16 protein-coding genes are annotated in these 23,927 nt (G+C 31.7%); 9 read left to right on the plus strand and 7 right to left on the minus strand.

Annotation, left to right across the window (positions count from 1 at the left end; translation table 11 throughout):
• The first annotated feature begins 425 nt into the window (after nucleotides 1-425).
• A complete protein-coding gene (locus tag ACE193_RS13150; protein WP_375558690.1) occupies nucleotides 426-3,329 on the plus strand; it encodes a DNA translocase FtsK 4TM domain-containing protein in 2,904 nt (967 codons plus the stop codon).
• Between the two features lie 114 nt (nucleotides 3,330-3,443).
• Nucleotides 3,444-3,878 (plus strand): lipocalin family protein, encoded by a 435-nt coding sequence (locus ACE193_RS13155; RefSeq protein WP_375558691.1) that lies wholly within the window; start codon nucleotides 3,444-3,446, stop codon nucleotides 3,876-3,878.
• 229 nt (nucleotides 3,879-4,107) lie between these two features.
• Here the strand turns inward: ACE193_RS13155 and ACE193_RS13160 are convergent, their stop codons facing one another.
• From ACE193_RS13160 to ACE193_RS13175, 4 genes are all read right to left on the minus strand, one after another.
• A complete protein-coding gene (locus ACE193_RS13160; protein WP_375558692.1) occupies nucleotides 4,108-4,707 on the minus strand; it encodes an arylesterase in 600 nt (199 codons plus the stop codon).
• A 460-nt stretch (nucleotides 4,708-5,167) separates the two neighbouring features.
• Nucleotides 5,168-7,588, minus strand: a complete 2,421-nt coding sequence (gene rnr / locus ACE193_RS13165) for a ribonuclease R (RefSeq protein ID WP_375558693.1) — start codon at nucleotides 7,586-7,588, stop codon at nucleotides 5,168-5,170.
• Between the two features lie 434 nt (nucleotides 7,589-8,022).
• Nucleotides 8,023-8,463 carry a transposase family protein gene (locus tag ACE193_RS13170; RefSeq protein ID WP_375558619.1) on the minus strand — a complete coding sequence of 147 codons (441 nt, stop codon included), beginning with the start codon at nucleotides 8,461-8,463 and terminating at the stop codon, nucleotides 8,023-8,025.
• Nucleotides 8,417-8,959, minus strand: a complete 543-nt coding sequence (locus ACE193_RS13175) for a transposase family protein (protein ID WP_375558620.1) — start codon at nucleotides 8,957-8,959, stop codon at nucleotides 8,417-8,419. Before ACE193_RS13175 ends, ACE193_RS13170 begins: the two co-directional genes overlap by 47 nt.
• Before the next feature lie 165 nt (nucleotides 8,960-9,124).
• Between ACE193_RS13175 and ACE193_RS13180 the strand changes: the two genes are divergently transcribed.
• The 5 genes from ACE193_RS13180 (at nucleotide 9,125) to ACE193_RS13200 (ending at nucleotide 14,679) form a co-directional block, all read left to right on the plus strand.
• Nucleotides 9,125-9,964: a mechanosensitive ion channel family protein gene (locus ACE193_RS13180; RefSeq protein WP_375558694.1), complete on the plus strand. Its 840-nt coding sequence runs from the start codon at nucleotides 9,125-9,127 to the stop codon at nucleotides 9,962-9,964.
• A gap of 428 nt (nucleotides 9,965-10,392) precedes the next feature.
• Nucleotides 10,393-11,139 carry an outer membrane beta-barrel protein gene (locus ACE193_RS13185; RefSeq protein ID WP_375558695.1) on the plus strand — a complete coding sequence of 249 codons (747 nt, stop codon included), beginning with the start codon at nucleotides 10,393-10,395 and terminating at the stop codon, nucleotides 11,137-11,139.
• Between the two features lie 84 nt (nucleotides 11,140-11,223).
• Nucleotides 11,224-11,700: a nuclear transport factor 2 family protein gene (locus tag ACE193_RS13190; RefSeq protein WP_375558696.1), complete on the plus strand. Its 477-nt coding sequence runs from the start codon at nucleotides 11,224-11,226 to the stop codon at nucleotides 11,698-11,700.
• A 21-nt stretch (nucleotides 11,701-11,721) separates the two neighbouring features.
• Nucleotides 11,722-12,480: an MbnP family protein gene (locus tag ACE193_RS13195; RefSeq protein ID WP_375558697.1), complete on the plus strand. Its 759-nt coding sequence runs from the start codon at nucleotides 11,722-11,724 to the stop codon at nucleotides 12,478-12,480.
• Between the two features lie 411 nt (nucleotides 12,481-12,891).
• The gene (locus tag ACE193_RS13200) at nucleotides 12,892-14,679 is read left to right on the plus strand and encodes an NACHT domain-containing protein (protein ID WP_375558698.1); all 1,788 of its coding nucleotides are present in this window, start codon (nucleotides 12,892-12,894) and stop codon (nucleotides 14,677-14,679) included.
• Between the two features lie 2 nt (nucleotides 14,680-14,681).
• Here the strand turns inward: ACE193_RS13200 and dnaE are convergent, their stop codons facing one another.
• Nucleotides 14,682-20,111 (minus strand): DNA polymerase III subunit alpha, encoded by a 5,430-nt coding sequence (gene dnaE, locus ACE193_RS13205; RefSeq protein WP_375558699.1) that lies wholly within the window; start codon nucleotides 20,109-20,111, stop codon nucleotides 14,682-14,684.
• A 148-nt stretch (nucleotides 20,112-20,259) separates the two neighbouring features.
• Here dnaE and ACE193_RS13210 point away from each other — a divergent pair, with 148 nt between their 5' ends.
• Nucleotides 20,260-20,769 (plus strand): hypothetical protein, encoded by a 510-nt coding sequence (locus ACE193_RS13210; protein ID WP_375558700.1) that lies wholly within the window; start codon nucleotides 20,260-20,262, stop codon nucleotides 20,767-20,769.
• Between the two features lie 4 nt (nucleotides 20,770-20,773).
• Here ACE193_RS13210 and ACE193_RS13215 read toward each other — a convergent pair whose 3' ends face one another.
• Together ACE193_RS13215 and murF are read right to left on the minus strand one after the other, a co-directional pair.
• A complete protein-coding gene (locus ACE193_RS13215) occupies nucleotides 20,774-21,259 on the minus strand; it encodes a hypothetical protein (protein WP_375558701.1) in 486 nt (161 codons plus the stop codon).
• Nucleotides 21,260-21,404: 145 nt separating this feature from the next.
• A complete protein-coding gene (murF, locus tag ACE193_RS13220; RefSeq protein WP_375558702.1) occupies nucleotides 21,405-22,763 on the minus strand; it encodes a UDP-N-acetylmuramoyl-tripeptide--D-alanyl-D-alanine ligase in 1,359 nt (452 codons plus the stop codon).
• A 229-nt stretch (nucleotides 22,764-22,992) separates the two neighbouring features.
• Between murF and ACE193_RS13225 the strand changes: the two genes are divergently transcribed.
• Nucleotides 22,993-23,715 carry a YceI family protein gene (locus ACE193_RS13225; RefSeq protein WP_375558703.1) on the plus strand — a complete coding sequence of 241 codons (723 nt, stop codon included), beginning with the start codon at nucleotides 22,993-22,995 and terminating at the stop codon, nucleotides 23,713-23,715.
• Nucleotides 23,716-23,927 lie beyond the last annotated feature (212 nt).

Genomic DNA, 23,927 nt, shown 5'->3' on the forward strand with positions numbered 1-23,927 from the left:
AAGAGAAGCAAAAATATGAACGTATTTTTTTTGTTTGAAAAATAATTGATACAAGACAGATACAGCAAGTAAAGCAAATAAAATAATAGAGTAGAATTTAATAGCAAGTCCTAATTGTACACCAACTATGGTTTTCACTTCAAAAAAATGGGTGTATAAATATCTTCCTAAATAATGTAAGGTTATAAAATGCAATACTTCCTAATCCAATTATACCTATTGAGAAGATTAACTTATTTCTTAATTTCATTTTTAATGTCTTACTTTTTTTTAAATTTGATTAATTGATAAAAATTTAAGCAAAATAATTAAAATATAGTAGCAAAAATGCTAAAAATTGCTATTTTTGTTAGTTAGTCATTCTACTTTTAAAGATAGTTGATACCATCATTTATACAAGCCAGTATTTTATACATTCATTTTTTATGGCAGATAATTCATTTAAAAAATCCATTTTTGATAATCAAAGTTCTTCTCAAGAAACAGAGGAAGAAATAATAGAAAATGGAAATACACAAAACTCTATATCTTCATTTTCTCAAAAAATGAAAGATGTTTTTTCGTCTTCTAATCAAGATACTACAAATAACTCTACTTCCTCTTCACTAATCAATTTAATTTCTGCGATTGGTATTTGGGTTTTTGTTGTATTGTTGGCTATCTCATTTGTATCTTTTATTTATACAGGGGAAGCTGACCAAAGCCTTGTTTTGGGATTCTTTTCAGATACGCCTACCCAAGAGAAGCCTCAAAATTGGTTAGGAATGTTTGGAGCAGTACTTTCTCACTTTTTGATTGAGCGTTGGTTTGGAATTGGTGCTTTTCTGCTTTTGGTTATTGGAGCGACTTCTGGACTCGTTTTGATAGGAAAATATGCTTTTAATAAATGGAAAGAATTATCGGTTAGTTTGTTTTTTGTGATTTTTTTGATGAGTTCTATTTTGGGGTATTTGGTGTATATGACCGAAACTCAAACAGCTTGGGCATTTCTTTGTGGTGGAATTGGCTATGCTATTTCGGCTCTTTTTGGACAGATTTTTACGCCTATTTTTATTATTACTGCCTTAGTGGGTTTTGGTTATTTCTTTGGAAAAGACCGTTTGAATATCGAATTATACACTAACTTTTCAGATAAGAAAGACAAAAAAGATACAAATAAACAAAAAACAAGTGTTCAAAATCCTGTGCCTTCTGCTTCTGTTGATGCCTTTAAGGAAATTGAAGCCACTAAAGCACATACTCAAACCGAAAACCAAGTTGAAGATACAAATCAAGAAAATAATATAAAAACAAATAAAGAATCTTCTCCAAACATAAAAATTGAAGACAAAACAGAAAAACAACCGAACGTAAGAATTGAACAAGACTCAAAACAGCAAAATAAAGAGAGCAAACCCAAACAACAAACTTTCTTTGAGAAAATATTTGGTGCTGATACAACAAAACAAACAGAGCAAAAAGAAACTGACACTAAACAAGAAAATCCTTTTGAAAGTAACACTAAAATAAAAGATAATCTAAATAGACAACTTCCTCAAAAAGAACTCAAAAACGAGCAGTTTGGAAAAGAAATAGAGAAAAACGAAGAAAATGACCTAAAAAGCGAAATACAAAAAGCAAAAGAAGAAGCAAATAGTAAAAATAAGTTAGCTAAAAAAGATGGAAAAAGAGAAGAAGACCAAAAAGACAAAGATGGTTTTTTTATTCCTTCAGCGAGAGATTTTGGTGTTACAGACTCCGAAAATAAAAATCAAGAAACAGAAGATGAAAATCCTTTTGCAATTCATATTCCTTCTACCAAAACACCAAAGCAAGAAATTCCAAAAAATAAAAACGTAGAAAACATAATACAAAATACAGAAAAAGAAGACCAAGAAATATCTTCTCAAAATCAAGAAATCAAAGAAGAAGATAAAAATGCAGAATCAGAACTAGATTTGGATTTGCCAATGCCTCCATCTGTAAGTAGAGTAAAGGATTTGTATGGTGAAAATATAGAGGAGTTAATCGAAGAAGAAGGTGGAAAACCTCTTTATTCAGGAATTACGGTTTATAATCCGAATGATGAACTTCCAAAATACCAATCTCCTCCAACAGATTTATTAGATAATCCTGTTGTTAAAAAGCATCAAGTTGATAAAGATGAACTCAATGAAACCAAATTGAGAATCGAACAAACACTCAAAAATTTTAAAATTGATATAAAAAGAATTCATGCAGAAGTAGGACCTACTGTTACACTTTATGAAATTGTACCAGCACCAGGTGTAAAGATTGCACAAATCCGAAATTTGGGAGATGATATTGCGCTCAATCTTTCAGCTTTAGGAATTCGTATTATTGCTCCAATGCCAGGAAAGGGAACTATTGGAATTGAAGTTCCGAATAAAGACAGAGAAATTGTCCCTCTCCGAACGCTTTTAGAACACGAATCTTTTAAACATTCAAGAAAAGAATTGCCTTTAGTTTTGGGTAAAGATATTTCGAATCAAATTTTTATTGCTGACCTTACCAAAATGCCTCATCTTCTTATCGGAGGAGCAACAGGGCAAGGAAAATCAGTTGGTATAAATGTAATCTTGACTTCACTTATTTATAAAAAACATCCTAGTGAACTCAAATTTGTGATGATTGACCCTAAAAAGGTCGAGTTTTCGCTGTTTTCTAAGCTAGAAAAACATTATTTAGCACATCTTCCAAATGCCGAACCGATTGTTACAGACTCTGTCGATGCAGTCAAAACATTAGAAGCTCTTTGTAGAGAAATGGATAGTCGTTATGACCTTCTAAAAGATGGAGATTGTAGAAACATAAAAGAATACAATCAAAAATTCAAAACACATCAGCTTTTGGATGAGCAACATCGTTATTTACCATATATTGTTTTGGTAATTGATGAGCTTGCTGATTTGATGATTATTGCAGGAAAAGCAGCCGAAAAACCGATTGCTAGATTGGCTCAAATGGCTCGTGCTATTGGTATTCATTTAGTTGTGGCTACGCAACGTCCGTCAGTAAATGTAGTTACAGGTATTATTAAAGCCAATTTTCCTGCTCGTATGGCATTTCGTGTTACTTCCAAAATTGACTCTAGGATTATTTTGGATACAGGAGGAGCAGAGCAGCTTGTTGGACAAGGCGATATGCTTCTTTCTAATGGTTCGGATATTTTGCGTTTGCAGTGTGCTTTTGTAGATACGCCAGAAGTAGAACGAATTTGTAAGCATATTCAAGACCAAAAAGGATTTTTTGCAGCATATCCATTACCAGAAGAAACCAATTTTGATGTAGATGAAGATGAATATTTGGCAGGCGATGAACTTTTTTAAAACAAATCATAAAAAATCATAACTTTTTTAGAGTTTAACACGTCTTTACAAAAGTCAGAATATAAAACCTGACTTTTTTATTGAAACTTATTACTTTATTTGATGACTTATTTTATGCAAAAAAACTTTTTATTTATTGTCTTGATTCTTTTGGTATCTTCCCTATCTTTTTCTTCTTGTAACAAAGACGATGAAGAAACTAAAACAGATCTTCTTGCATCTCGTTGGGAGGGTGAAACAGTTACTACTAATGCAACACTCAATGGAGTAGCATTTCCTGTTGATGTACAAGACCTTTCAGGTTCTTTTATTGAGTTCAAATCAAATGGAACTTATACTTCTGATGATAATGGAACTTTTGATGGTTCGGGTACTTGGAAATTTTCTAATGGAGAAAAAGATGTTATTTTTGATGAAGGAACAGATGATGAAACGACATTTACTATTACTTCCCTTTCTTCAAGCGATTTAAAACTGTCTTATTCTGAAGAAGAAACTGAAGATGGACTTACTATATCGGTAACAGTATTAATAGATTTAAAAAAATAGTAATATAGAATAAATAGTTTTTACTTTATTATAGAGTACTTACTGAGACCTTTGTATCTTATAAGTTAAGGACTCTATTTTTTTTATAGTAAATTAATGGTTCTCTGACAATTTTTGCACTATGTCGTTGGTGTCTCCACCGATGACCACCAATATTCAAAATTCGAAAAAATCAATAAGGTGCAAAAATTGTCAGACAACCAAATTAATCAACTTATAAAAAGTCATTTCAATTAGAATAAGTCTGACGTAAAATAGGATAAATAGTTTTCCAAATTGTATCTGCTACAATTTCATATCCTTTTGCGTTAGGGTGCAAACGATCAGAAAGATTGAGATGAACTTCTCCCATTACTCCTTCTAATAAAGAAGGAATCAGAGGTGAACCATATTTTTTAGCTAAGTTTTCATATACCTTCTGATACTGAACAGCATATTGTGCAGCAATTTGTCCCATCATACCAAAACCTACAAGTAACTCAATAGGTAACTTTACTTTTGCTAACACAATCATTGCATGAGGGTATTGTGCTTTTGTACGTTCAATAATTTGAGTAAGATTTTGCTGCATTTGTTCAGGACTAATTCCCCTAAAAAGGTCATTTATTCCCAAAGCAAGTACAAAAATATCTACCTCTTGTGTTTGTAAAATAGACGGCAAACGCATAACAGCACTATGAGTAGTATCACCACTGACACCTGCATTAATAGCAGTATAAGGTAACCCATACCTGTCTATTTTTTGTTGAATAAGAGCAGGAGGAGCTTGGTTAGATTGTAGTCCATAACCCTCTGTTAGACTATCACCAAAGAATAATATATTCTTCATGTTAGTTATTATTTTTAATAAATAAAATTAAGTAACTGGGTAAAATTGTTTATAGGTTATTATACCAAAATAAAAATTATTTTTTCCTTTACATATTTCTCGTTCAAGCATTTTGCTTGGACGCTCTTTTTTGTCAGCATATGCTGACAGAATAGACAGACACAAGATAGAATCTTGTGCCAGCAAAAGGGAAATGCAATATTTATATTGGTATTATAATTTGTCTGACATCTCAAAGGTGTCTTGACAGTTTTTAGACTCCCACTTTCTAATTCTTTTTTAGAGATGTTATATTTTGCTCCGTTACTTATTGTGTATTTTTTTAGAAAGTAAAGCACACTTTTTCAAAGTATTTGTTTACTACTTTTGTTTATGATGCTATTTGCTTCTTAGATTGTATTTATCCAAAAAAAAGAACCTAATTTAATTAAGTTCTTTTCTAAAGTCTAAAAAAAAGTTTTTAGCGTCTTCTACCTCCACGAGGTTTGCGAGATTTATTTGAACTAACATACGCTTCTTCTTCTACTTCCATCCATAAATCAATCGTTCGTTTTTCCATATCTACACCTTTTACTCGTACTTCTACTTTGTTTCCTAGCGTATAGGTTTTATTAGATTTACGACCAATTACTCGTTGGTTTTTTGGTTCGTATTCAAAATAATCTCCTTTCAAGTCTGACAAACGAATCATTCCTTCACAAGCTGTTGAGGTAATTTCTACATACAAGCCCCATTCTGTTACACCTGAGACCATTCCTTCAAATACTTCTCCAATATGAGCAGACATAAACTCAGCTTGTTTGTAACGAATAGAAGCACGTTCGGCATCAGAAGCTCGTTTTTCCATATCTGATGAATGACGAGCCATACTTTCGTATTTGGAAGGGTCGACAGACTTGATATTTTTCTTTAAATATTTTTCTAAAAGACGGTGCGCCATCATATCAGGATAACGACGAATAGGCGATGTAAAGTGAGAATAATGTTCAAATGCAAGACCAAAATGTCCTGTTGCCTTTGTGGTATAAACTGCCTTTGCCATCGAACGAATAGCTAATGATTGAAGGGTTTCGTATTCGGGTTTGCCTTCTGTTTCTTGAACTAATTTTGCTAAAGAAGCAGCAAAATGCTCTGGTTCAGTATTTATATCATAACCAAATGTTTTTGCCATGGCTTTCAAATTTGCTAACTTATCTGGGTCTGGATCATCATGGACACGATAAATCATTGTATTTTTTTCTTTTCCATTTTTGTAACGATAGACAAACTCGGCAACACTTTTATTGGCAAGCAACATGTATTCTTCCACGAGTTTGTGGGCATCTTTTCGGATTTTTGGAATGACTCCTAAAGGCTTTCCATTCTCATCTAACTGGAATTTTACTTCTTGCGTTTCGAAACTAATTGCACCATGTTTGAATCGTTTAGCTTGTAGTTTTTTGGCAATATCATTAAGGACATTTATTTCGTCTGCATAATCTCCTTCTTTGGTTTCGATGCGTTCTTGTGCTTCTTCATACGTAAAACGACGGTCTGAATAAATGACTGTTTTGCCATACCAACGTTTATGAACACTTCCATGTTTATCTAATTCGAATACTGCTGAAAAAGCTAATTTTTCTTCTTGTGGACGTAAAGAACAAAGATTATTAGAAATTCTTTCAGGAAGCATTGGCACAACTCTATCTACCAAATACACCGAAGTGGCACGTTTTTGAGCTTCTTTTTCTAATAGTGTATTAGGGCGAATATAATGTGTAACATCTGCAATATGAACACCTATTTCATAATTTCCATTTGGTAAATAAGCTAATGAAATAGCATCATCAAAATCTTTTGCATCGTGTGGGTCAATGGTAAAAGTCAATACAGGACGAAAATCTCTACGTTTTTTGAATTCTTTTTCAGTCAAATCATCAGGTACATCTTCTGCTTTTTTGATTAGTTTTTCATCAAAATCTATTGGTAAGCCAAACTCCACCATAATAGCATGTATTTCGGCTTCATTCTCTCCTGCTTTCCCTAAAATTTCGGTTACTTCTCCTACTGGATTTTTTCCTTTTTCTTCTGTCCATTTTATAATCTTAACGATTACTTTATCATCATTTTTTGCTCCATTTAGATTATCCAAAGGAACAAAAATATCCATTTTGAGTTTTTTGGATTCTACTACTACAAAGGCAAAGCGATTGAGTAGTTGTACATTTCCTACAAACTCAGTTCTTCCACGTTCGACTATTTCTAGTACTTCGGCTTCTGGATTTTTTCCTTTTTGTTTTCCTGTTAATTTAATTTTGACAGTATCTCCAGTAATTGCACCTTTTATTTTGTGTCCTCCAACCCAAGCATCTTCTTCTAGCCCTTCACAGATTATGTAAGAAGAATCACGTCCTGCATCAACAGTACCAATATATTCATCTTTTTGTAATTCTACATCATCTGATTTTATTTCTTCTACGTCTCGTTTTGGTTCATTATTCTCATCAGAAAGAACTTTTTTCTGTACAGGAATTGCTCTAACTGTTTCTTTAGCTACTTCTTTTGAAGGTTGCTTTTGATTATTTTGAGTTTGTTGTTTTTGAGTAGTAGAAGTAGTTTTGTTGTGAGATTCTTGTTTATCTTCCTCTTTGTCTTCTTGTTTTTTAGGCTCTTGTTTTTTTGAAGGTGAATTTTCAGGAGTAGAAGCTGTTTCTACAATATTTCTTATATTTTCTTTGTCTTCTTTTTCTGTCAAGCCCATTTTTTTGTAGAGCTGGCGAAGTGTAAAACTTTCAGATTTGCTTTGAGCAAGCGTTTCTATAAGCCCTGTGGCTAATTTTTGAATTTCTTCACGGCTAAGACGAGGGTTTTTCTCGTTTTTTGTTTTTTTTCTCTTTGTCATATAATAAAGTTAGAAGTTAGAAGTCAGAAATCCGAACTGTGTGTTCTTTTCTAGTGTATAATTAATTCTTCTAATTTCTTTAAGTGATTAAATTGTGTTTGTTAAAATATCTAGTTTAAAAAATAATTGTCTTATTCCTTTATTTTCTTTGTTTTTATTGCGATTTATAAGAATAAGGAACAATTACGAATTGAAAGATAACGAAATCAATTATGATTTTAATATGTTGATTATAAACAACTTGTGTTTTGAGTATTTGCTTTAATAAAATCTTTTTCCTAAATAAAAGTCTGAAAAATAATTAGTTGCAAATTACATGAAATAATTTCGTTTTAAAAATTACAACTATCTTACTACAAATGCCTAACCAATAAGTAGAGTAATAAAGTTCAAAATTTAATTTTTCAGTTTTTATAGTACTATAATAGACTTTATTACGATAATTTTTGATAGGTTATTCTTGTCTTTACCCTTAAATTATGAATACCACACGCAATTTCCATGACTTGGTCTCTTACCTCTTCTCCCCACAATCGGATTTCATCTAAGACAATTCTAAGTCTTTTTACTCCTGCTATGCTGTGTTCTGCACGTACTCTACGACTAGACTTTTTACTATTTTCAGCCTTGTCCTGCTCCGATAATTCTTTTCCTCTAGGCTTTTTTTTGGGTTGCTCAATAAGGACACCTTTAGGTCTATGACCTTGATAACCAGTATCTTGATGAAGAATAGTTCCCTCAGGAAAGGTAATATCATCTTCTTCTAATAAACGTTTATCGTGTACTTTTCCTGTTTCTGTATCTCCTAAAAAAACTACCTCTTGATGTTTATCTGTAACTAAAGTATTTTTTATAGTGTGCTTTTTTTTTTCCACTATATACTTCTTTTTGAGCTTTGTAATCGGAGGGACGAGGAATTTCACGTTCGCTTCCATCTACCCATAACTCTAAGGCTTTACCTGCTTCTTCAACACGATCTGCAAGTTTTATTGTCCATTCCGATTCATTTCTTGCAGGCAATACATTAATTTTTCTTAAACTTTCTTTTAAAATGGGAAGAAGGCTGTTAATCCATTGATTAACTTTTCCTTGAGAAACATCAAAAGTAAGAGCTAAAGATTCCTGTAAAGGGTTGTTTTTCAAGTAGTAAAGGATAAAAAAAAGTTTCATTTCACTACCTTTTAGTTGTATTTTTGCGTGTTCTCGGAAGGTGGGCTTATTTCTAGCCTTTCCTTTGAGGTCATAATACATATAATGTTTTTCCCAAAGTGGAGAAAAAGTAGCTAATAACTCATCAAACTCTTTGATAGTCAAGCTAGTAAGAGCCATAAAAGGCTTTTCTTTTTTACGTAAGTTAGGTAAATCAATCATAAAGTAAGGATAAAATGACCGCTAATATAATAAAATTTACGTTTTAAAGTCTAATTTATTTGGAATGCTACGTTCAATTTCCTTACTTTATAGTTCATAACATATAAAACAAGCAATAGTTTGTTTTGGGTTACTCTATTTTCTCATCTAATATAAAAATACTTTATGGAATTTGATTTATCAAAAATTAAAATTGAAGAACTTGTAGTCAAGTATGGTTTACAGGTCATCTATGCCCTTGTAGCTCTTATTGTTGGTTGGATAATCGTTGGGTTTATTAGTAGTCTTATTAAAAAAGCCCTAAAAAAAGGAGTACCTGATGTGGCTCTTGCTAATTTTTTGTCTAGTATTATAGGAGTTGTTTTAAAGGTTCTTTTATTTGTCATTGTTGCTTCCATTGTCGGAATTGATACTACTTCTTTTGCTGCTATTATTGGTGCTGCTGGTTTGGCTATTGGTTTGGCATTACAGGGAAGTTTATCCAATTTTGCTGGTGGTGTCTTGATTATTCTTCTAAAACCTTACCGTATTGGAGAGTTTATTGAAGCAAAAGGAATGATGGGAACAGTAAAAGAGATTCAGATTTTTTATACAATGCTGAATACAACCGACAACAAACGTATTATTATTCCAAATGGCGAACTTTCAAACAGTCCGATTACCAATTATTCAAGAGAACCTATCAGAAGAGTCGATATTACTATAGGAATAGGCTATGGTGATGATATAAAAACAGCAAAAGAAATTATGTCAAAATCTGCTAATGCACACCCACTTGTTTTGAAAGAAGGACAAGAAAATGCACCTTCAAATCCTGTTATTGTAGTAACGAGTTTGGGAGATAGTTCGGTAAATATTGCTGTTCGTTCGTGGTCAAAAACATCTGATTATTGGTCTGTACACAATGATTTGATTGAAGAACTAAAATACAAAATGGATGAGGCTGGAATTGAAATTCCGTTTCCTCAACGTACAGTTTGGATGAAAAATGAAAGTAATGGATAGATTTATATCAGTCTGTGTATCTTACAAAACTTAAAACTATCCTAATTACTTTGAGTTATTAATTGAATTAAAATTCTTTTTTATCTTTTAAGTTTTATCTTTTAAGTAATTAGGATTTTTGTAATTTAAAAGTTCACACAGACTTTTGTTTGGTGTAGTTTTAATCTTTAGATAGAATTTAAACTTCTAATGAACAAAAGGCAAGTTTTATTTTTTACGAAAGTTTTAAGTTAATGAAGTTGTTTAAGAATGTTCATTTTTCCATAGAATTGGGTTTGCAATCCCAATTTTATGGAAAAATAACACTGCCTTTGTTGGTGTTTTAGCGTAGCGACACCAACAAAAATACGTACAAAAAAACTCATTCTTAAACAACTTCAGTATTAGATTCTTTTCAACTCTGTTTTATTTCTTTAATTTTTCTGATTATGACTCGTTTTTTTGCTTACTCTATTTTTTTGCTTCTTTCGATAGTTTTTGTGTTTCCTAGTACTTCTATTTTTGCACAAGATATGCGTATTGATAAAGATAAAGATATTATTACGACGAGAGATGAAATTATCCCTGGTTATTTTATTCTTGATTTTGGTGTAAGTTCTTTGATAGATGCACCTGACCCAATGGATTTGAAGATTTGGGGTTCATGGTCATTCAATTTATCATATATGGGAAATATAAATTTGGGTACAAAAGTAAAATTTTTACCTGGAGTTTCGCTTGCCGTAGATAATTATATGTTTAAAGATGATGTAAGTCTTTTTAGAGGAAAAAACGTAATAGGGGAAGATAAAATACAGTTTTATGAGCTTGAAAAAGATGAAATTATAAAAAGTAAATTTTCAGTAACTTATATAGATGTTCCTTTAGAGTTTCATTATATTCCTAATCCTACCAAAAAAGGACTACGATTTGCCTTGGGTGGAAAGTTTGGAATTCCTGTTTCGGGAGCTACAAAAGTAAGATATAAAGATGATGGAGCTAATTTTATAGAAAAAACTAAAAATAATTTTTTCGTTTCAAAGGTGCGTTATGGTGCTTTGGCTCGTATTGGTTATGGTAGCTTTTATTTGTTTGGATATTATGGATTTAATTCTTTATTCCAAAAAGATAAGTTAGATTGCGACTGTAATGGAGGAAGCCCAATTACGATTGGAGTTACTTTGTTTGCATTTTAAAAGAAAGAATTTGTATGTCGTTTGTGAGGACACAAATAATGGCAAAATTAAGTTTTATATCAATTATTATTTTATAACTAATTTATGACTACTCAAGAAAAAGAACAATTAATTACTGATTTTTATACTGCATTTATGAATAAAGATGCAGAAAAAATGGCAAATTGTTATGCTGATGATATAGTTTTTAATGACCCTGTTTTTAAGAATCTGAAAGGAGAAGAAGCGAGAGATATGTGGCGAATGCTGCTTGGAAGTGCAACAAACTTGAAAGTTTCATTTTCAAATGTAGAAACGAATGGAATTAAAGGTTCTGCCAACTGGGAAGCAATTTACCCTTTTAGCAAAACTGGAAATACAGTTCATAATAAAATAAAGGCTGTTTTTGAATTTGAAAATGGCAAAATTATTCGTCATACCGACGATTTTGATTTGTGGAAATGGTCTGGAATGGCTTTAGGAATATCTGGAAAACTTTTGGGTTGGAGTTCTTTTATGCAAAGCAAAATTAAAGATACAGCACAAAAAGCCTTAGATAAATATAGAGCAAATAAAAAATAATCTAATTCAGGTTTAAAAGTTATGAAAAAATTAAATTATTATTCGCTATTTGTTGTATTGATTTTGTTTTTTTCCTGTTCTGAAAATGAATCTAAAAAAGAAGACGAAACAGAAAAAGTAATTTTAGAAGTAGAATTTTTTGTAGGAAATCAGCCTTTAAAATTATTGCAAGAATATCAAAATGACTTAAATCAACGATATTTGTTAGAAAGTTTTAAGTTCTATCTAAGTAATTTTGAATTTGAATCTGCTTCAACAAATGAAACTTTCAAAGTAGAAGATTCTTATTATTTGTTTTCAGCAAATAGAGAAAAAAATACATTTGAGAGAGAAATTTTGATAAAAAAAGGAGAGTTTAGTAAAATGACCTTTTCTATTGGAATAGATTCTATCAAAAATACTTCTTTGGACAATACTGGTGACTTGGATATTAGTAATAGTATGGCGTGGGATTGGAATACAGGTTATAAATTTGTGGTCATGGAAGGAAAGTATTATACTAATCCTTCTAACTCAGATTCTTCTATTCCTTTAGTTTTTCATATTGGACAAAACCAAAATTATAAAAAAGTTAGTTTGAGTTTTGATACTGTCAATGAAAAGGGAGTTTTTAGTACAGACAATAAGAAAATTGTTTTGAGAGTAGATTTGAATGATTTTTTTTCTTCTCCTAATCAAATTGATTTTAATGAAATCAATAATATAATGGGAGGAGGAAAATCTCTTTTACTTTCTCAAAATTATGAAACTGGTTTTGTTACTCTTAAAGAAATTCAATAATACTTCTTTCAAAAAACCTTAAAAAGACTTTCCTATTTATTGGGAAAGTCTTTTTGTTTTGCAATTCATTTTTTATTAGCCTAATTTTTTAAAAAGCTAATTCTCAATATAAAATCTAGAAAAATTAGTGTTTTTTTGCACTACTATAAAAAAAACAGATTTTGGGTTATTCATTTTAATTAGAAAAATACGAATTAGCATATTCCATCAATTCCTAAAAAGTTTCATTTTGATAGTTTAAAGGATAGAGTAAGTTTTCAATTAGCTGCTTTTTTTTCCTCTTTTTGATTTATCTGACCTATAGATTTTGTTTTTATTTAATGAGAAAATATTTTACTAATCTAGTTATTTTTTCTAAATTGTATATGGTAGAATTATCCTAAATATATAACATAAATTTTTGACAAACTGATGGATTTAAAAGCAGAAGCGACAAATTTAATTACACCATTTATAAAACTTCTAGAAGAAGGAGATGCAGAGTGGAAAAATTTAATAGGAGACGATTTAAAAGAATATTTACGTTCTCAAACTGACAAATATTATTCTACAAATACATTTTTGCATAGACAAGAAAAAGTAAGATTCTATGATATATATTTTCCTATAAAAGCGACCTACAAAAGTTTGAATACTGACTTTAGTGATTTAGATAAGTTATTTGATGATTATAGTAATATTACTTTAGTTGGGTCGGCTGGAAGTGGAAAAACGACTTTAGTAAAATATATATTTTTAGAAACTATAAAGTCACAGAGTAGAATACCAATACTTATTGAGCTTAGAAGGTTAAATCAATATGAAGGTAATTTTGAAAAATTACTTTTAGATAAAATAGTAAAACTTGGAGCAAAATCTAGTAATAAGATAGTAGAAAGAGCTTTAAAAAAAGGAAAATTTCTTTTTTTATTAGATGGATATGATGAAATTTATTCAGAAAAAAAGCAAGAAATAAATGCTCAAATAGAAGATTTTGTAGATAAATATTCGAAGAATAAATTTGTAATAACTACACGTCAAGGGAGTGGGATAGAAAATTTTGATAGATTTACAGACTTTAAAGTATGTTCTTTATCAGATAGTGATATTACTAATTTTGTGGCTAAAGTAGTAAATGAAGAAGAAAGAAAAGAAGCAATATTCAATGTTATCAAAAATCCACAACATAATAATTATACAGAATATTTAAGAAACCCCTTATTGCTTTCTATGTTTATCCTAGCATTTGAAAGTCATCCTGAAATTCCAGAGAAGAAAAGTGCTTTTTATAGGAATGTATTTGATACTCTTTACTCAAAACATGACGGATTTACTAAAAACAGCTTTGCTAGAGAAAAAAAGACACAACTTACAAGGGAGGATTTTGAAGACATTTTATCTCGCTTTTCTTATCTAACTTTGAAAGAGGGAAAATATTCGTTTACAGAAGAGTATCTAACAGATGTTTTACAAAAAATAAATAAATTTAGTAACTATAATTACAATACTTCTTATTTAATAGAGGATTTACATACAGCTATTTCTATTTTATTGCTAGATGGATTAGAATATACTTTTCCTCATCGCTCTTTGCAAGAGTATTTTACAGCACTATTTATAAGTAAATTGACCATTAAAGAAAAAAAAATTGCATATAAAAACTCAGAAAAAGTAAAGTCGATTAGACTATATGACTTTAATTTATGGTATTTGTTGAAGGAGCTAGATAAAGAAGGTTTTATGGAAAATATTTTAATACCTAAACTCAGTAAATTTTTGTTATCTATAAAATATCTATCAGATGTTGAAATGATAAAGAAATTATGGAGCTTATTGCAGTTACAGGTTACATTAAAGTTTGAAGATAACAAAACAACATTGACTCGCTCTAGTTCTGCTGTAGTGGAAGAATTTATGGTTTTGAGATTTTGTAATCTATATACAAAAAGATTAGGTCATCGTAATTTAACACCTTATTTTGATTCAGCTTTTGATGAGGTTATTGAGTTAAACTATGATAAAAAACAAGGTGAGTATACATTGAAGCTTAGTGATACTGATAATATAAAAGGAATTGACAGACTTATCAAGTCTTACCTAGAGTTAGAAGCTAAGGAAGATATACACAATTTAGTTGCTAATATAGAATCTAAAATACAATCTTATAAACAGCAAATAGAATCTTCTAGAAAAAATAATATGGATTTATTAAACCTATGAATCTACCCCACCTGACAAACCACGCCCAACTGCTCAATATCCCTAACCAAGTCACTGGTCGGATTTATCTGTAAATGGTGCGAAACGGTTTTTATAAAAGTACGTCCTGTTTGTGGTGCTTGGTGGAAAAACTCCATTTTTATTTTACAATCTCCCCCTTGGCAGTCATTAAATAAATTCTCTAAATCCATTATCAATGTTTCATTTAGATTCAATAAATTAATGGCAATATTGATACTTGAAATCGGTTTTTGTTTGACATCACTAAGCAGCGAAATATTTTTTATTTTGAGTTCGACTTGGTCAGGACTTTTATAGCGTTCTTCCATTCTACCTGTAATAAGTAGAAATTCTCCCATTATTAAAAAGCCTTTAAAATGGTCGTATTCCTTCCCAAAAAGGGCAAATTTGTATGTTCCAGAGTAGTCTTCTAGCGTAAATAATCCAAAATCACGTCCAGAAGCTGTCTTTCTGTGTGCTACTTCGATTATCATTCCTCCTACTTTTAGTTCTGCTCCTTTTCGTGCGTTGGCAAGGTTGAGAAGGGTAGAAGAACAGTTTGTTTTCATTTCGATTTTGTACTGGTCTAGTGGGTGTCCAGAAATGAAAAAACCTACGACTTCTTTTTCTTTATTGAGTTTGTCTATTTCTGTCCAACGTTCTATTTCGGCAAGCCGTGGACGCATCACTTCTACTTTTCCATCTGCTCCTCCAAACATAGAAACTTGTGAAGATGCTGCCTCTTCTTTTTGTGCTTTTGAGTAGGCTAAAAGCAAATCTAAATTTGTTTTTCCTGTGTCGGTGGGTGCAAAAATCTGCGCTCTATGCACATCTTCAAAACAATCAAATCCACCTGCAAAAGTAAGGGCTTCAAAGGTTCTTTTGTTGATAACCGACAAATCCATTCGTTCCACAAAATCAAAAATATCTTTATACTTTCCCTCTTCTTCCCTTTCGGTAATGATATGCGAAACGGCTGTTTCTCCTGCTCCTTTTATGGCTGCAAGTCCAAAACGAATTTGTCCTTTATCATTGACACCAAAACGCTCAATACTCTCATTGACATCAGGTCCCAAAACAGGAACGCCAATACGCTGCGCCTCATCAATAAAAAACGTGATTTTATCGATACTGCTCATATTATTGGTCATAACGGCTGCCATATATTCGGCTGGATAATGCGCCTTCAAATAACCTGTTTGGAAAGCAACCACAGAATAAGCTGCCGAGTGAGAACGGTTGAAACCATAGGAAGCAAATTTTTCCATTACCTCAAAAACCTCTTCGGCTTTTTTCTTGTCAATGCCGTGAGTTTTCTTTGCACCTTCTACAAAAATGACCTTTTGTTTTGCCATTTCTTCGGCTTTTTTCTTACCCATTGCACGACGCAAAATATCTGCACCACCAAGCGAATACCCTCCCATAATTTGGGCTGCTTGCATAATCTGCTCTTGATAAATCATAATCCCAAAAGTAGGTTCAAGAATTGGGCGCAAGAGTTCATGAGGATATTCTACGGTTTCTTTTCCGTTTTTTCGGTCGATATAAGAAGGAATAAAATCCATCGGACCAGGACGGTACAAGGCATTCATGGCAATCAAATCTTCAATATTTGTCGGTTTTAACTCCTTCAAATACTTACGCATTCCGTCCGACTCAAACTGAAATGTTCCAACTGTATCAGCACGTTGATAGAGTTCATACGCCTTTGTATCATCAATCGGAATTTCGTCTGGGTCAATTTTTACACCGTGATTTTTTTCTATTAAATCAATGGCATCTTTAATAATAGTCAGAGTTTTCAGACCCAAAAAGTCCATTTTTAGCATTCCTGCATCTTCAACTACTTTTCCATCAAATTGCGTAATAAAAAGTTCGGCATCTTTGGCTGTACAGACAGGAATATATTCGGTAATATCATCAGGGGCAATGATTACCCCTGCTGCGTGTGTTCCTGTATTTCGAACAGAACCCTCCAAAACCTTAGCATTTTGCAAAACTTTCCCTTGCAAGTCTTTTGCTCTAAAGATTTGTCTTAATTCTTCTACTTCATCAAAGGCTTTGTCTAGTGTCGTCCCAGGTTTTTCGGGGACAAGTTTGGCAATTCTATTTGATTCATCTAAAGGCAATTCCATCACACGAGCAACATCTTTAATAGACATTTTGGCAGCCATTGTACCATATGTTACAATTTGTGCTACTTGATTACGACCGTATTTTTTTACTACATAATCGATAACCGATTGCCTTCCTACGTCGTCAAAATCAACGTCAATATCTGGCATAGATACACGTTCTGGATTCAAGAAACGCTCAAAAAGTAGATTGTATAAAATTGGGTCAATATTAGTAATTCCGATGCAGTAAGCGACTACTGAACCTGCTGCTGAATTATGAACCAAAAACGAAGAGGTGAGATAATTATGTTCTTCTTCTACTTCAAAATCATAAACTAGGGTTTGATTAGGAACGGTTTCGATGCTTCTTATTTTTACTAAAAAACCATCATGTGTTTCGTTTTTGATTGGTTCATAAATGTAGTTTGCCTTAGCTTTTGTTTTTCCAATTCGTTTATCTTGTGGAATGGTTACATAATAAGCTGTTTGCGTATTTTTGAAGGCTTCTCTTTTGTCTATTCGATTATCAACTCCTAGAGAAGCAGGAATATTAATTCTCCAACAAAGAAAACGAACTTGGTCAGCTAATTTTCTTGAAACTGTTGTAAATCTAAATTTACTCTCATCTTCATGTCCATCTGCTGCACAATATCCCTCTAAAAATGAAGCTACATTTTCTTCTGATGCAGAAAGAACAAAACTGGGAACATATTTAGTTGCTGATGTAAACTCGTATTTATCATACAACTTTTTGAATAATAGATAAATAGGTTTGCTATTTACTGCCAGTTGAATCAGTTTTTTAGTTTTTGAATGTTGCTCACTTACTTGACAACCAATTTGTTCAAACTTATTTTTTACAAAATTTAGACTTTCTTTTTCGTCTTGATGAAAAGCAAAACCAATCATAGGATATTCATCTTTTCGGAAACAACCATCACCAGTAAAAATTCCGAATATTTTATACCAATCTTTATCTAAAACTATTTTTCTCTCTTGGGTTTTTGTTCGTTGAATGGTATTGCAAAGAGTATTTTGAACGTCATGATAAATTGTTTCTTCATCAAAACGCAAATCATTTAGAAGAGAATCTTCACTCAAATCAGCCAAATCAAATTCTTTTATTTCTTTTATTTCAACTTTTGGTTTTGGAACAAAAAGCCAGTCATGTTCAGAAATGTCTTGCGCTTGTTTCCATTCTAAATTTCCTGTTGGACGTGGTTTTGACCTTTTCTTTTTTGTGCTTTCTGCCCAGTTTTCATAATTCTTTGGAAATACTTGTTTTTCTGTCAGAATTTTATGGTCTTTGGTAAGTGTAATTCCTTCTGTTTCTCCGTAATAAGTTTTTATTTTTAGTAACTCCTCTTTGTTATTAGTAGGATAAACAAATGTATTTTTTACTTTTCTAATTGTTCCACTTTCTGTAATTACTTTATCGCCTACGACTATATCACAAATATTTTTTGTTGTTCCGTCATGCAAAACCACCTTTGCATCGGCTGTCAAACAACCACGCCCTGGACCCACGGCAACTCCAATTCTTCTAGCTTCATTAATGAAATCCTGTACAATCAAGAAGTAACCAGGGAAACCCATGTTTTTCATGATTTTGAGTTCGTGGTCGATGCGTTCTGTAATGACAGGAGTAATTTCTTTGTAGCGTTTTTTTGCACCTTCATAAGTCAAATGACGTAAATAATCATCTTCATTATCAAACTCTTTTGGAATATCATATTTTGGTAATAAAATATCACGTTTTAATTTTATGACTTCCGTTTTATCTACAATTTCCATTGTCGTTTCAATCGCCTCTGGAAGGTCTGCAAAAAGTTGATTCATCTCTTCGACAGACTTAAAATAAAATTCGTGATTCGGAAAACCAAAACGATACCCACGTCCACGACCTACTGGTGTACTTTTTGGAATGCCATCTTTTACACACAAAAGCGTATCATGAGCATCTGCATCGTCTTTTTTGAGATAAAAACAATCGTTGGAAGCAAAATATTTTACATCGTATTTGTCAGCCCAACTCAAAAGAATTTCATTTACTCGCTCTTCTTCTTCTAATCCATGTCTTTGTAATTGAATATAAAAATCATCTCTAAATTCTTCTAACCACCATTGAAAAGCCTCTTCTGCTTGTAGCTCTCCTACATTCAAAATCAGTTGAGGAATTTCTGCACCAATTCCTCCTGTTGTAGCGATTACGTTTTCTTTATATTTTACAACAAGCTCTCTATCAATACGTGGATAACCTGCATAATAGCCTTCTACGTATCCAAAAGAACACATTTTAGCCAAATTATGATAACCTGCTTGATTTTTAGCTAAGAAAACTTGTTTTGTTCTACGGTCTGGATTGTCTTTGGTAAATTTATGTTTGTGTCTGTCTTCTGTTAGGTATAATTCTGCACCAATAATGACTTTTATTCCTAACTTTTCACCTTCTCCAACAGCATAAAAAGCACCATGCATATTTCCAATATCAGTAATGGCAATGGCTGGCATTCCCATTTCTTTAGCTGTACTAACTAATTTTTTGACATTTGCCGTACTCTGTAAAATAGAAAATTGAGAGTGATTGTGAAGATGTACAAATGGCAAAATCTCATCTAATTTTCTATCTTTTTTTAGTCTATCGCTTGCCTTACTTTTCTTTTGTACTTGCTGAAAATTAGCTTCATCAAGTTCTGGAGCTTGATAAACGACCATTTCAGGCGTAATATCTTCTACTGTCGGAACTACTTTATTTTGTAATAATCCAAAAAAACATTTTGCCGTCGCATCAACATCATAGGCAGCATCGTGAGCATCTGCAAAGGGAACTCCGAAAAGTTTGGTGTGAAGCTCAGTAAGCGTAGGCCATTTGAAACGTCCACCACGTCCACCTTGAATTGCCACAAAATCTACCGAAGTAAGTTTGGTACAAAGCGTTTCTTTTTCCATAAAACCACGCTCAATACTGGTTCTATGAAATTCTGCGCCCATTATAGCGACATCAAATTCTACATTATGTCCGATAAGAATATCAGCTTTTTGATAATCATCAGCAAAAGCATTCAGAACATCAGAAAGAGGTTTTCCATTTTCTTCTGCTCGTTTGGTAGAAATCCCATGAACTTTTTCGGCATTAAAAGGAATCGTAAATCCATCTGGATAAACAATGTGATTTTGAGCAGATAACAGATTTCCTGTTTTGTCGTGCAACTGCCAAGCAATCTGAACCAAACGAGGCCAGTTTTCAGAATCTGTAACTGGTGCATTAAAGTTTTTTGGAAGTCCTGTGGTTTCGGTGTCGAATACTAAATACATATATGGTAGTGTTTTGTTGTTGGTGGGGACACCGACAACGGCAAAGCGTAATTAATCTTTGATTCTATTTTATTACGAATTTACGAAAAAAATTGCTTATTTTGTTAGCAGATTCGCTCATTTTTAGGTTTTATAATTTTCTAGTCTTATGAAAAAAATATCAGTTATTGTCTTATTTTTAGGAATAATTCTTTCAGCTTTTGCAGTAAAAAAATATAGCAAAAAAGAAATTGATGAAATTACAAATGCAATAGATCATTATTCAGCTTTGCGTCCAGAAACATTAGATGCTAATAAAATTTATGAACAGGCTTTTGATGGAGGTGCTGCAATAACTTTGTATTGGATACAAGATAATATCAAAAAGATACATAGAGAAATTGGAACTTCATACGGAAGGTTATCCACAATTTTTTATTTCGATAATAATAAAATTATCAAAATTATTGAAATTGAAGAAAATTTTAGATTCAACCAAGACCTGAGTATAGACTATGAAAATGGAGTCAGTGAGGTTTTCAAAGAGGAAGTCTATGTTTTGGATTATGAAAATAAAATTGTCGAAAAACAGATTATAGGGGAAAGAAAAGTATCTAATGACGTTTCTGTTACTAAATATTACCAAGCAGCAGACTTTATCTTAGAAAAAATAAGGTAATAATTTAAACAGGTCTATAATTATTGTGATATTCTACAAATTCAATTTCTTTTAGCTCTTCATAATTTGGATAAATAACTTCTCTGCTTTCGAAAAAATCTAAAAACACTTCTATTTTTTCATATTTTTCTGCTGTATCAGATAATCCATATTCTTTTCTAAAATATTCTATTCTTGATTGTGATGATATAGATTTTTCTTTTGAGTCATAATAAGTAGCAGCTATTTGATAATCTCCAAAAGTAGGAAAAAAGGCAACTTGTTTATAAATTCCTAAAAAAAATACAGTCATCATAATTCCAATAGAAAAAAATATGATAGAAATAGCTTTATAATTTTTCTGATACAATGAATTTACATTCCAAAATAGCAATCCTATAAATATCAGTTTTATGAGTATAGAAATGAAATCAAAGCGAATAGATAGAATTTCACTAGTACTCAATAGACTATATATTCCTGTAAGAATTAATAGAAAAGGATATTTCATTTTTGACTAATTTTTGCACTAAGGACAGTCATTACTACTCTTTCTATTTTTTAAAATAAGATTTTTGATTATCAGTTACAGGCTCTTGATTGCAAGAAAAAAGACACAGAATTGATAGGGTTGATAAAATAATTAGAAAGCATTATTAAAGAAGCTCCACCACCGTTTCCAAGCCCATTCCTCTAGACCCTTTCAACAAAATAATACTTTCTTGAAGAGAATTTTTCTCTAAATAGTCAGCTAATTCTTTCTTATCTGCAAAACTCAAAATCAGACTAGAAACAATATTTCCAGCCGTTTTGGCTTTTGTAAAGTCTTTCCCACAAACAATTATTTTGTCAATTTTGAGTTGCAAGGCAAGTCCTAAAACTTCCTTGTGTTTGATAAATGACTCTTTTCCAAGCTCAAACATATCTCCCAAAATAGCGATTTTCTTTTTTCCATTTTTTGGCATTGCTTCCAAGTGCAACAAAGCAGCTTTTATACTATCAGGATTTGCATTGTAGGCATCAAGAAGAAGAGTATTTTTTGTTTCTGTTCGCTCTTCGACTTGTGAACGGTTATTTTTTGGAAGATAATCTGAAATCCCTTTATTTATTTGAGAATTGGAAAGACCGAAAAATTTACCAAATGCTAAGGCTGCTAAAATATTTGGAAAATTGTATGCGCCTGTTAGTTGAGTTTGAACTTTATTATTTTCCTCGTCTTCATAAATAATTGTAGGTACAGATTCAGAGAGTGTAGCCGAATAATAATTTTCTACATTATCTGTTCCATATTTCATTACTTTTCCATTCTCAAAACGCTTTTCCATATTCATCAAAACAGCATCATCACTATTTATAAAGACAGTTCCATTATTTTTGATAAGTGATTGATATAATTCTGTTTTTCCTCTCAAAACACCTTCATAACTACCAAAACCTTCTAAATGTGCATTTCCAATATTGGTAATCATTCCATAATTAGGTTCTGTAATTGTGCAAAGTTCTTCTATATCACCTACTTTATTTGCTCCCATTTCTATAATGGCAATTTCTGTATTAGTTGGCATTCTGAGAACAGTAAGAGGAACACCAATATGATTATTCAAATTTCCTTCGGTGGCGTAGGTTTTGAATTTTTGAGAAAGAACTGAACGTAAAAGTTCTTTTGTAGTTGTTTTTCCATTACTTCCTGTTATTCCGATAAAAGGAATAGTAAACTGTTTTCTATGAAAATTAGCTAGTTTTTGAAGTGATGCTAATACGTTTTCTACCAATAAATACTTATTTTTATAAGCGAGTTTCTTTTGGTCATGTTCATCAAAACTAGGAATTACACTTGCATCATCAATGACAACATGAGAAGCTCCTTTTTCTAAGGCTTGATAGGCAAATTTATTTCCATCAAAATTACCTCCCTTTAAAGCAAAAAAAAGTTCGTTTTCTTTTACATGGCGAGTATCCGTAGAAACACCAGAAGATTCTAAAAAAATTTCGTATAGGATAGGAAGAGTAGTCATTTGGTAAAGTTTAGTTATAAATGGATGAATATCAATAAATCAAGATTTTATATGAGAACAAAAATACAAAAACAATATGAGCAACTATGTGTTGTTCCTTCTAAATTAAACAAAAACTAAATTGTTTGATTGAATTTTTAGTAAAAAAATTGTACAGTTTAGAAAAAAATAGTTGTACCTACAATTATTTTTATTAAATTTGTATTTTCAAAACTTAACCTCATTTTTTATGAAACGTATTTCTTTATTTGCTAGTGCTATTTTGGTAGCAGGTTCATTATCATTCCTTTCAAGCTGTAACAATGCTCCTAAAAGCCAAGAGGCAGCAGTAGCTGATACAGTTGCTACTGTCGATACAAAAGAAGTAGTTGCTGCACAACAAGAACTCCCAGTAGCACAATCTGAAAGTGCAGTTACTTGGATTGGTTCAAAACCAGGTGGACAACACAATGGAACTATCGGCATTGCAGAAGGTTCTTCTTTAATGGTAGATAATGGTGCGCTTGTGGGTGGAACGATTGTACTTGATATGACGAATATCACAGTATTAGATATCGAAGCTGCTGAAGATAATGCCAAATTGGTAGGACATCTTAAAAGTGATGATTTTTTTGCTGTTGAAACACATCCAACAGCTACTTTTACTATTGCTAGTATAGAGGCAGTTGATGCTTCAACTATTGAAGTTGTAGAAGGTGAGCATTCTACTGAAAACCCAACTCACAAAATTACAGGTAACCTTAAATTAATGGATACTGAAAAAGCAATTAGCTTTTATGCAAATGTAACTATGCCATCAGAAGGAGAAGTAAAAGCAAGTGCTAAATTTAATATTGACCGTACTGAATTTAATGTAAGCTATATGGCAGAAGGTGCAGCAGCAGTAAAAGACAAGTTTATCAATAATACTGTAAATGTAGGATTTGATATTACTGCAAAAGCAGCTATGTAAAAATCGTTTGTTTAGAGAAATTTTTGAAACTATTCATTCGAATAAAACTCAAAAATTAAATTAAATAGAAGCCGACAAGACTATTTTAGTTTTGTTGGCTTTTTTTTGTCTAAAAATTAAATATAGAAAGTAGGTATCTTTGAATTTTTGATAAAAAGTAAACCTATTAAAAGCCTTGTTTTGAAATTTTATTATCAAAACAACTATTTTCT

Source organism: Bernardetia aquimarina, assembly GCF_042180575.1.
In the GTDB taxonomy this organism is placed as follows: Bacteria; Bacteroidota; Bacteroidia; order Cytophagales; family Bernardetiaceae; genus Bernardetia.

What these genes read in the sequence shown, in the direction of transcription:
- ACE193_RS13150 (WP_375558690.1), top strand. Translation starts at nt 426, where the DNA reads ATGGCAGATAATTCATTTAAAAAATCCATTTTTGATAATCAAAGTTCT.
- ACE193_RS13155 (WP_375558691.1), top strand. Translation starts at nt 3,444, where the DNA reads ATGCAAAAAAACTTTTTATTTATTGTCTTGATTCTTTTGGTATCTTCC.
- ACE193_RS13160 (WP_375558692.1), bottom strand. Translation starts at nt 4,707, where the DNA reads ATGAAGAATATATTATTCTTTGGTGATAGTCTAACAGAGGGTTATGGA.
- rnr (WP_375558693.1), bottom strand. Translation starts at nt 7,588, where the DNA reads ATGACAAAGAGAAAAAAAACAAAAAACGAGAAAAACCCTCGTCTTAGC.
- ACE193_RS13175 (WP_375558620.1), bottom strand. Translation starts at nt 8,959, where the DNA reads ATGATTGATTTACCTAACTTACGTAAAAAAGAAAAGCCTTTTATGGCT.
- ACE193_RS13180 (WP_375558694.1), top strand. Translation starts at nt 9,125, where the DNA reads ATGGAATTTGATTTATCAAAAATTAAAATTGAAGAACTTGTAGTCAAG.
- ACE193_RS13185 (WP_375558695.1), top strand. Translation starts at nt 10,393, where the DNA reads ATGACTCGTTTTTTTGCTTACTCTATTTTTTTGCTTCTTTCGATAGTT.
- ACE193_RS13190 (WP_375558696.1), top strand. Translation starts at nt 11,224, where the DNA reads ATGACTACTCAAGAAAAAGAACAATTAATTACTGATTTTTATACTGCA.
- ACE193_RS13195 (WP_375558697.1), top strand. Translation starts at nt 11,722, where the DNA reads ATGAAAAAATTAAATTATTATTCGCTATTTGTTGTATTGATTTTGTTT.
- ACE193_RS13200 (WP_375558698.1), top strand. Translation starts at nt 12,892, where the DNA reads ATGGATTTAAAAGCAGAAGCGACAAATTTAATTACACCATTTATAAAA.
- dnaE (WP_375558699.1), bottom strand. Translation starts at nt 20,111, where the DNA reads ATGTATTTAGTATTCGACACCGAAACCACAGGACTTCCAAAAAACTTT.
- ACE193_RS13210 (WP_375558700.1), top strand. Translation starts at nt 20,260, where the DNA reads ATGAAAAAAATATCAGTTATTGTCTTATTTTTAGGAATAATTCTTTCA.
- ACE193_RS13215 (WP_375558701.1), bottom strand. Translation starts at nt 21,259, where the DNA reads ATGAAATATCCTTTTCTATTAATTCTTACAGGAATATATAGTCTATTG.
- murF (WP_375558702.1), bottom strand. Translation starts at nt 22,763, where the DNA reads ATGACTACTCTTCCTATCCTATACGAAATTTTTTTAGAATCTTCTGGT.
- ACE193_RS13225 (WP_375558703.1), top strand. Translation starts at nt 22,993, where the DNA reads ATGAAACGTATTTCTTTATTTGCTAGTGCTATTTTGGTAGCAGGTTCA.